We start from the raw sequence: 7285 nt of genomic DNA, 5'->3' as shown, positions 1-7285 counted from the left end.
TGCAGCGGCTGCTCGACGCCCGCGCCGAGGCCTGGCGCGAGCCCGGCACCGGCGCGCTGGAGCGTGCGCTGGCCCGCGGGTCCCCGGCCATGGCGCACGACCGGGCGGCGCTGGAGGAGGCGGTCGGGCTGGGCGTGACCTATCCCGGGCTGGCCTTCACGGTGGCGGGCGCGGAGGTCGTCCGCGACCGGCCGGGGCGGCGCGTGGTCACCGCCCAGGTGAGCCGAGCCGCCTACCGCATCACGGGAGGACCTGCCGGAGCGGGTGGGATCACGGAGCCGGCGCAGGCCCACGACGTGTGTGTCGTCCTCACCAGCGGTCCCGGCGGGTGGCGCATCCACGACTGGCGGCCGACGGGCGACGACAGCTGAGGGCGCACTCGCCGTCACGCCGGTTCGGAGCCAGCGGCAGCGCGACCGGCAGGCGGGCAGCAGTCAGCACCCGGCCCGGGGCGGCGACACCGCAGGTCAGCCGGCCGCCGCGCCCACCCGGGTCGCCGCCGACCCGGCCCCGAGCCAGCTGTGCGGGTTGCCCTCCCAGCACCATCCCAGCCGCGGGGCCCCCTTGCTGACCCAGAAGCTCGGGATCCGCTTGTTGGCCGCGCGGGAACCGAGCGCCTGGTAGGCGTTGTGCTCGGCGAACACCTCTGGACGGTGGGTCATCAGCGCCAGTCCCTCCTCGATCGTCAGCGGGGTGCGGCCGGCCGCGACGATCCCGGGCAGGGCCTCCCGCGGCGCGACGCCGAGGGTGTCCGGCCCGGTGGAGACGTCCAGCAGCAGGTAGACCTCGCCTGGAGGCAGGTCCACCCCCGCGATCGGCCGGTAGCCGCTCAGCTCGCCGGCCATGTCCGTCCACCCGGCGCGGCCACGCACCCGGACCCGCTCCACGGCCGCGGCGACCGGCACCAGCGAGTCGCGCACCACGAGCAGCACCGGCACCGTCCCGGCGCCGGTCTCGACCGGTCGACCGGCGACGAGGTCCCGCAGCGAGGCGACTCGCGCGGTCAGCTCGTCAGCGGTGAGGCCGGCGAGGGCCGGGTAGCCCAGGTCCAGCAGCCGCTGCAGCTGCCGGTCCAGCTCGGCGGACAGGTCGCTGGGCAGGCCAGCGGACGGGTCGCCCATCAGCTCCTCGCCGCCGCTCAGCGCGGCACCGGTCCGGGCGCGACCGGCTCGGTGCCCACCAGCCAGCGCACCGCGGCCTCGAGGTGGGGGTGGTCGAACGAGAACCCGGCATCCTGCAGCACCGTCGGCAGCGCACGCTGGCTGCCCAGGATCTCGGTGGCCATCTCGCCGAGGGCCAGCCGCAGCGCGATGGTCGGCGCGGGCACCCGCGCGGGTCGGCGCAGCTGCTCGCCCAGCTCCTTCACGACCTCGGCCTGCGGGGCCGGGGAGGGCCCGGTCACGTTGACGGCACCGGTGAGCTGGCGCTGCTCGAGCAGGAACAGCACCGCGCGGACGTGGTCGTGCAGCGTGATCCAGGACCAGTACTGCCGGCCCGAGCCGAGCGGCCCGCCGAGCCCGAACCGGGCGAGCGGCAGCAGCCGTCCCATCGCCCCGCCGTCGCGGGAGAGGACGATGCCGCTGCGCAGGTGCGCCACCGGCGCGCCGGCCTGCTGGGCGCGCCAGGTGGCGGCCTCCCAGTCGCGGCACAGCTCGGCGAGGAAGCCGGTCCCGTGGCCGCTGTCCTCGGTGAGCACGTCCGCGCCGCGCTCGCCGTAGTAGCTGACCCTCGACGCGGACAGCAGCCGGATCCCGCCCCCGTGCTCGGCGACCGCGGCCGCTACCGCGCGGGTGCCCTCGATCCGGGAGCGGCGCAGGGTGGCCCGGTAGGAGTCGGTCCAGCGGCGGTCAGCCACGCCGGCACCGGCGAGGTGGACGACCGCGTCGACGCCCTCGAGGACGGCCGGGTCGAGCCGGGCCTCCTCGGGTTCCCAGTCGGCCTCCTGGACCCCGTCCGGGAGCTCCTCGACGGCCCGCGGGGCGCGGCGGACCAGGTGCAGCACCCGGTCGCCGCGCTCCCGCAGCGCCGTGGACAAGGCGCTGCCGATCAGCCCGCTCGCGCCGGTGATCGCCACCGTCCTGCGGGGCGGGGTCATGGCAGCACCTCCCTGTGCGGTCGCGCCGTCGCCTCAGACCTCGAAGCTGCCGTCCTCCAGGCGCGTCTTCATGCTGCTGAGGAACCGCGCCGCGTCGGCACCGTCAACGATCCGGTGGTCGTAGGTGAGCGCCAGGTAAACCATGGAGCGGATCGCGATGGTCTCCCCGCCGTCCTCGTCGGCGACCACGACCGGGCGCTTGACGACCGCGCCGGTGCCGAGGATGCCCACCTGCGGCTGGTTGATGATCGGGGTGTCGAACAGCGCGCCCCGGCTGCCGGTGTTGGTCAGCGTGAAGGTGCCGCCGCCCAGCTCGTCCGGGCCGATCTTGTTGGTCCGGGTCCGCTCGGCCACATCGGCGATCTTGCGGGCGAGCCCGGCGATGTTGAGATCGCCGGCGTCCTTGATGACCGGGACGATCAGGCCCTTGTCGGTGTCGACGGCGATGCCGAGGTTCTCCTGGGCGTGGTAGATGATCTCGTCGCCCTCGACGCTGGCGTTGACGTTCGGGTACTCCTTGAGCGCCTCGATCGCCGCCAGCGCGAAGAACGGCATGAACGACAGCTTCACGCCCTCGCGCTTCTCGAAGTCGACCTTCGTGCGGTTGCGCAGCCGGGCGACCTTGGTCACGTCGACCTCGACCACCGTGGTCAGCTGCGCGCTGGTCTGCAGCGACTCCACCATCCGGGTGGCGATCACCTTGCGCAGCCGCGACATCTTCTCCCGCGAGCCGCGCTTGGCCTGCAGTGCCTCGACCGCCTGCGAGCTCTTCCCGGCCGGGGCCGCGGCCGGCCTCTCCTCGGCGGTAGCGGCCGGGGCCGCCTCCTCCGCCGGCTGCTCGGCCTTCTTGGCCGCGTCCAGCACGTCCTGCTTGCGGATGCGGCCGCCGACGCCGGTGCCCTCGATGCTGTTGAGGTCGACGCCGTGCTGGGCCGCGAGCTTGCGGACCAGCGGGGTGACGTAGGCCGAGACCTCCTCGGACCGGTCACGCGACTCGCCCTCGGCCGGCCCACCGGAAGCCTGCACGCCGACGCCGGTCGCCTCGTGGTCCTCGCCCGTCGCCTCGTCGCGCTGCTCGTCGGTGGCCTCGGGGACGTCCTCGTGCAGCCGCTGGTCCTCGGCCAGGTCACCGCCGCCGCGCTGCTCCTGCTCCGGCTGCTCCTGGGTGTCGGCGGCCTCCCGGGCCTGCTCGGTGCCGGTGTCCTCGGTCTCCGGCTGCTGGCTGGCCTCCTCGGTCGCCCCGGCGGTCTCGGCCTGCTCGTCCTTGGCCTCGTCGGCGGCGCCACCGCCGTCCCCGGAGGGCTCGCCGCCGACGACGGCCAGCTCCCCGCCGACCTCGACGGTCTCGTCCTCCTGGGCCAGGATCCTGGTCAGCACACCAGCCACCGGGGAGGGGATCTCGGTGTCGACCTTGTCGGTGGAGACCTCCAGCAGCGGCTCGTCCACCTCGACCGTGTCACCCTCCGACTTCAGCCAGCGGGTGACGGTTCCCTCGGTCACCGACTCACCCAGCGCCGGCATCGTCACCGTCTCACCGCCGGAGTCACCCCCGCCGGAGGGAGCCCCGGACGGCTCCTCCTGCTGCGGCTCGGGCTCGGGCTGCTCCTCCTGCTCCGGCTCCGGCTCGGGCTGCTGCTCCTGCTGCGGCTCGGGCTCCTCCTCCTGCTCGGCCTGCTCCGGCCCGTCGCCGTCACCGGAGGGCGCCTCGCCCTCCCCGATGACGCACAGCTCGGCCCCCACCTCGACGGTCTCGTCCTCCTCGGCGAGGATCTCCTGCAGCGTGCCGGCGACCGGGGAGGGGATCTCGGTGTCGACCTTGTCGGTGGACACCTCCAGCAGCGGCTCGTCCACCTCGACCGTGTCTCCCACGCTCTTGAGCCAGCGGGTCACAGTGCCCTCGGTGACGGACTCACCCAGGGCCGGCATGGTCACACGTTCAGACATTCTCAGCGTCTCCTCGTCCGGGGGTCTTCGCAGTCTATTGGTGGGGCGGTCACGTGGGCAGGAGCGGGTCGAGGCAAGCGTCGCAGATTAGGAATGGGCGTGCAGCGGCTTGCCCGCGAGCGCCAGGTGGGCCTCGCCGAGGGCCTCGTTCTGGGTCGGGTGGGCGTGAACCAGCGACGCCACGTCGTCGGGCAGCGCCTCCCAGTTGTAGATCAGCTGCGCCTCGCCGACCTGCTCGCCCATCCGGCCGCCGATCATGTGCACCCCGACCACTGGCCCGTCGGGGGCGCGCACCAGCTTCACGAAGCCGGTCGTGCCCAGGATCTGGGAGCGGCCGTTGCCCCCGAGGTTGTACTCGTAGGTGCTCACCTCGCCGTACCGCTCGCGGGCCTGCTCCTCGGTCAGCCCTACCGAGGCGATCTCGGGGTCGCAGTAGGTGACCCGCGGGATCCCGGCCTCGTCGATCGGAGCCGGGCCCAGCCCCGCGATGTCCTCGGCGACGAAGATGCCCTGCGCGAACCCGCGGTGCGCCAGCTGCAGCCCGGGCACGATGTCACCGACCGCGTAGAGGCCCTCGACCCCCGTCCGCAGCCGCTCGTCGGTGGTGACGAACCCGCGGTCCAGGGTGACGCCGGCGTCCTCGAACCCCAGCCCGTCGGTGACCGGCCCCCGGCCGACAGCCACCAGCAGCAGGTCGGCCTCGAGGGCCTCGCCGGACTCCAGCTCGACGGTGACCGTGCCGCTGGCCTCGTCCTGGGTGGCCGAGGCGAACCGGGCCCCGGTCCGGGCCGTGATGCCGCGCTTGCGGAACGCGCGCTCCAGCGCCTTGGCCACCGCCGGGTCCTCGGCCGGCACCAGCCGCGGCAGCGCCTCCACCACGGTGACCTCGGCACCGAAGGAGCGGAATACCGATGCGAACTCCACCCCGATCACCCCGCCGCCGAGCACGACCGCCCGGTCCGGCAGCTCCTCGAGGGTCAGCGCCTGGTCGCTGGTGACGATCCGGCCGCCGAGCTCCAGGCCCGGCAGCGTCTTGGCGTAGGAGCCGGTGGCCAGCACCACGTGCCGCCCGGTCAGGGTCTGCTCACCGACCTGCACGGCGCGCGGTCCGGTCAGCCGGCCCTCGCCCTCGACGTAGTCGATCGTGGCGGCCTTGACCAGTCCCTGCAGACCCTGGTGCAGCCGCCCGACCACCCCGTCCTTGTAGGCGTGCACCCCCGGCAGGTCGATCGACTCCAGCGAGGCGCGCACGCCGAACCGCTCCCCCTCGCGCGCGGCGTCGGCGACCTCGGCGGCGTGCAGCAGCGCCTTGGTCGGGATGCACCCCCGGTGCAGGCAGGTGCCGCCCAGCTTGTCCTTCTCCACCAGCGCCACGCGCAACCCCAGCTCGGCGGCGCGCAGCGCGCACGCGTAGCCGCCGCTACCTCCACCGAGGATGACGATGTCGTGGGTGGTGCTGGCGTCGCTCGTCGTTGAGGCCGTCATGGCGGCCATCTTGTCACCCGGGATCCCGGCCGGAGCCGAGGGCCCGGAGCGGACCGGGCCGCGTAGGCTCGGCCCATGAGAGCGATGCGAAGCGTGAGCGTGGTCTTCCTCGCGGCCGCGCTGGTGTTCTTCCTCAGTGACAACGTCGCGCTGGGGGCGGCGTTCGTCGCGCTGGGGGCCGCCTTCCTCGCCATCGACAGCGGGAACCAGCGGTCCAGCAAGGACCAGTCGCCGCGCTGACGGCTGGTGCGCGACGGGCTCGGCGGCAGCAGACTGGGCACCAGGCCCGCGGACCGGGAAGGGAGCGCCATGAGCATCGACCTGAACTCCGACCTGGGCGAGGGGTACGGCCACTGGCGGCTGACCGATGACAGCGCCCTGCTGGGCATCGTGACGAGCGCCAACGTGGCCTGCGGGTTCCACGCCGGGGACCCGGTGATCATGCGCCGGGTGTGCGAGGAGGCGGTCGCGGCCGGGGTCAGCATCGGGGCCCAGGTGAGCTACCAGGACCGGCCCGGGTTCGGCCGCCGGTTCATCGACGTCGAGCCGGAGACGCTCACCCAGGAGGTGCTCTACCAGGTCGCCGCGCTGGACGGGATGGCCCGCGCCGCCGGCGGGCGCGTGGCCTACGTCAAGCCGCACGGGGCGCTCTACAACACCATCGTCACCGACCAGGAGCAGGGCGCGGCCGTGGTCCGGGCGGTCCGCGACTACGACCCGGCCCTGACCGTGCTCGGGCTGCCCGGCGCGGTCTGGCTCGACCAGGCGCGCGAGGCAGGGCTGGAGACCGCGCACGAGGCGTTCGCCGACCGCGCCTACACCCCCGAGGGCCACCTGGTGTCCCGCCGGCTGCCGGGCTCGGTGCTGCACGACGCCGCCGAGATCGCCGCCCGCTGCGTCGCGATGGCGCGGGGGGAGGCGATCACCGACGTCAACGGCGACCCGCTGCGGCTACGCCCGGACTCCATCTGCGTGCACGGTGACACCCCCGGGGCCGTCGGGATCGCCCGGCAGGTGCGCGCCGCACTGGAGGACGCCGGACAGCAGCTGGTCCCGTTCGTCCCCGGGTCCGCCGGTCCGCCGCGGTCCTGATGCGCGTCCTGCCGAGCGGGAGCCACGGGCTGTTGCTGGAGCTGGCCGACCTCGGGGAGGTGCTGGCCCACCACGCGGCCCTCGAGCAGGCCCGGCCGGAGGGCGTCCTCGACGTGGTCCCGGCGGCCCGCACCATCCTGCTGGCGCTCGCCCCGGACGCCGACCCCGCCGAGGTAGCGGCCCGGGTGCGCGACCTGCGGCCGCGGCCACCGGGGGCGGCCGGCCGGGAGCCGGTGGAGCTGCCGGTGCGGTACGACGGGGAGGACCTGGCTGAGGCGGCCCGGCTGCTCGGGATCGACCCGGCCGAGCTGGTGCGGCGCCACGCCGGCGAGGAGTGGACGGTCGCGTTCTGCGGGTTCGCACCCGGGTTCGGGTACCTGACCGGTGCTCGGTACGCCTGGTCGGTCCCGCGCCGGGACACGCCACGCGCCGCCGTGCCGGCGGGTGCGGTGGCGCTGGCGGGGGAGTTCACCGGCGTCTACCCGCGGCGCTCACCCGGTGGCTGGCAGCTGATCGGGACCGCGCTGACCGAGGTGTTCGACGCCGACCGCGACCCGCCGGCCCTGCTCGTGCCCGGCACCCCGGTGCGGTTCGTGGAGCAGGCGTGACCGGACCAGGGAGCCCGCCGCCGGCGGCGGAGCGGTCCGGGCCGGCGCTGGTGGTCGAGCG

Annotated in this window: 8 protein-coding genes; 4 read left to right on the top strand and 4 right to left on the bottom strand. The window is 74.6% G+C overall.

The annotated features are described in order from the left end of the window. On the top strand, window positions 1–371 hold a 371-nt coding region (locus GFJ45_RS16480; RefSeq protein WP_194288688.1), incomplete at its 5' end, for a hypothetical protein. Window positions 372–467: 96 nt separating this feature from the next. On the opposite strand, the gene GFJ45_RS14335 is transcribed toward GFJ45_RS16480, so the two are convergent. From GFJ45_RS14335 to lpdA, 4 genes are all read right to left on the bottom strand, one after another. Further along, complete coding sequence (locus GFJ45_RS14335; protein WP_153398389.1) at window positions 468–1121, bottom strand: DUF5701 family protein; 654 nt, start codon at window positions 1119–1121, stop codon at window positions 468–470. A 17-nt stretch (window positions 1122–1138) separates the two neighbouring features. Beyond that, complete coding sequence (locus GFJ45_RS14330) at window positions 1139–2095, bottom strand: TIGR01777 family oxidoreductase (protein WP_153398386.1); 957 nt, start codon at window positions 2093–2095, stop codon at window positions 1139–1141. Between the two features lie 33 nt (window positions 2096–2128). Then, a complete protein-coding gene (sucB, locus tag GFJ45_RS14325; RefSeq protein ID WP_153398384.1) occupies window positions 2129–4039 on the bottom strand; it encodes a 2-oxoglutarate dehydrogenase, E2 component, dihydrolipoamide succinyltransferase in 1911 nt (636 codons plus the stop codon). 87 nt (window positions 4040–4126) lie between these two features. After that, window positions 4127–5533 carry a dihydrolipoyl dehydrogenase gene (gene lpdA, locus GFJ45_RS14320; protein WP_153398382.1) on the bottom strand — a complete coding sequence of 469 codons (1407 nt, stop codon included), beginning with the start codon at window positions 5531–5533 and terminating at the stop codon, window positions 4127–4129. Window positions 5534–5599: 66 nt separating this feature from the next. Here lpdA and GFJ45_RS14315 point away from each other — a divergent pair, with 66 nt between their 5' ends. From GFJ45_RS14315 to GFJ45_RS14305, 3 genes are all read left to right on the top strand, one after another. Continuing rightward, window positions 5600–5764 (top strand): hypothetical protein, encoded by a 165-nt coding sequence (locus GFJ45_RS14315; RefSeq protein ID WP_153398380.1) that lies wholly within the window; start codon window positions 5600–5602, stop codon window positions 5762–5764. Window positions 5765–5833: 69 nt separating this feature from the next. Continuing rightward, window positions 5834–6616: a LamB/YcsF family protein gene (locus GFJ45_RS14310; RefSeq protein WP_153398378.1), complete on the top strand. Its 783-nt coding sequence runs from the start codon at window positions 5834–5836 to the stop codon at window positions 6614–6616. After that, window positions 6616–7224, top strand: a complete 609-nt coding sequence (locus GFJ45_RS14305) for a 5-oxoprolinase subunit B family protein (protein WP_153398376.1) — start codon at window positions 6616–6618, stop codon at window positions 7222–7224. Before GFJ45_RS14310 ends, GFJ45_RS14305 begins: the two co-directional genes overlap by 1 nt. Window positions 7225–7285: the final 61 nt, after the last annotated feature.

The sequence above is a fragment of the Ornithinicoccus halotolerans genome (assembly GCF_009602535.1).
GTDB classification, from domain to species: domain Bacteria; phylum Actinomycetota; class Actinomycetes; order Actinomycetales; family Dermatophilaceae; genus Ornithinicoccus; species Ornithinicoccus halotolerans.
The sequence above is the reverse complement of the archived record's forward strand: the minus strand, read 5'-3'. Positions and strand labels throughout refer to the sequence as shown.

Coding starts and splice junctions, on each gene's coding strand:
- GFJ45_RS14330 (WP_153398386.1), bottom strand. CDS start 2,095: ATGACCCCGCCCCGCAGGACGGTGGCGATCACCGGCGCGAGCGGGCTG.
- GFJ45_RS14315 (WP_153398380.1), top strand. CDS start 5,600: ATGAGAGCGATGCGAAGCGTGAGCGTGGTCTTCCTCGCGGCCGCGCTG.
- lpdA (WP_153398382.1), bottom strand. CDS start 5,533: ATGGCCGCCATGACGGCCTCAACGACGAGCGACGCCAGCACCACCCAC.
- GFJ45_RS14335 (WP_153398389.1), bottom strand. CDS start 1,121: ATGGGCGACCCGTCCGCTGGCCTGCCCAGCGACCTGTCCGCCGAGCTG.
- GFJ45_RS14310 (WP_153398378.1), top strand. CDS start 5,834: ATGAGCATCGACCTGAACTCCGACCTGGGCGAGGGGTACGGCCACTGG.
- GFJ45_RS14305 (WP_153398376.1), top strand. CDS start 6,616: ATGCGCGTCCTGCCGAGCGGGAGCCACGGGCTGTTGCTGGAGCTGGCC.
- sucB (WP_153398384.1), bottom strand. CDS start 4,039: ATGTCTGAACGTGTGACCATGCCGGCCCTGGGTGAGTCCGTCACCGAG.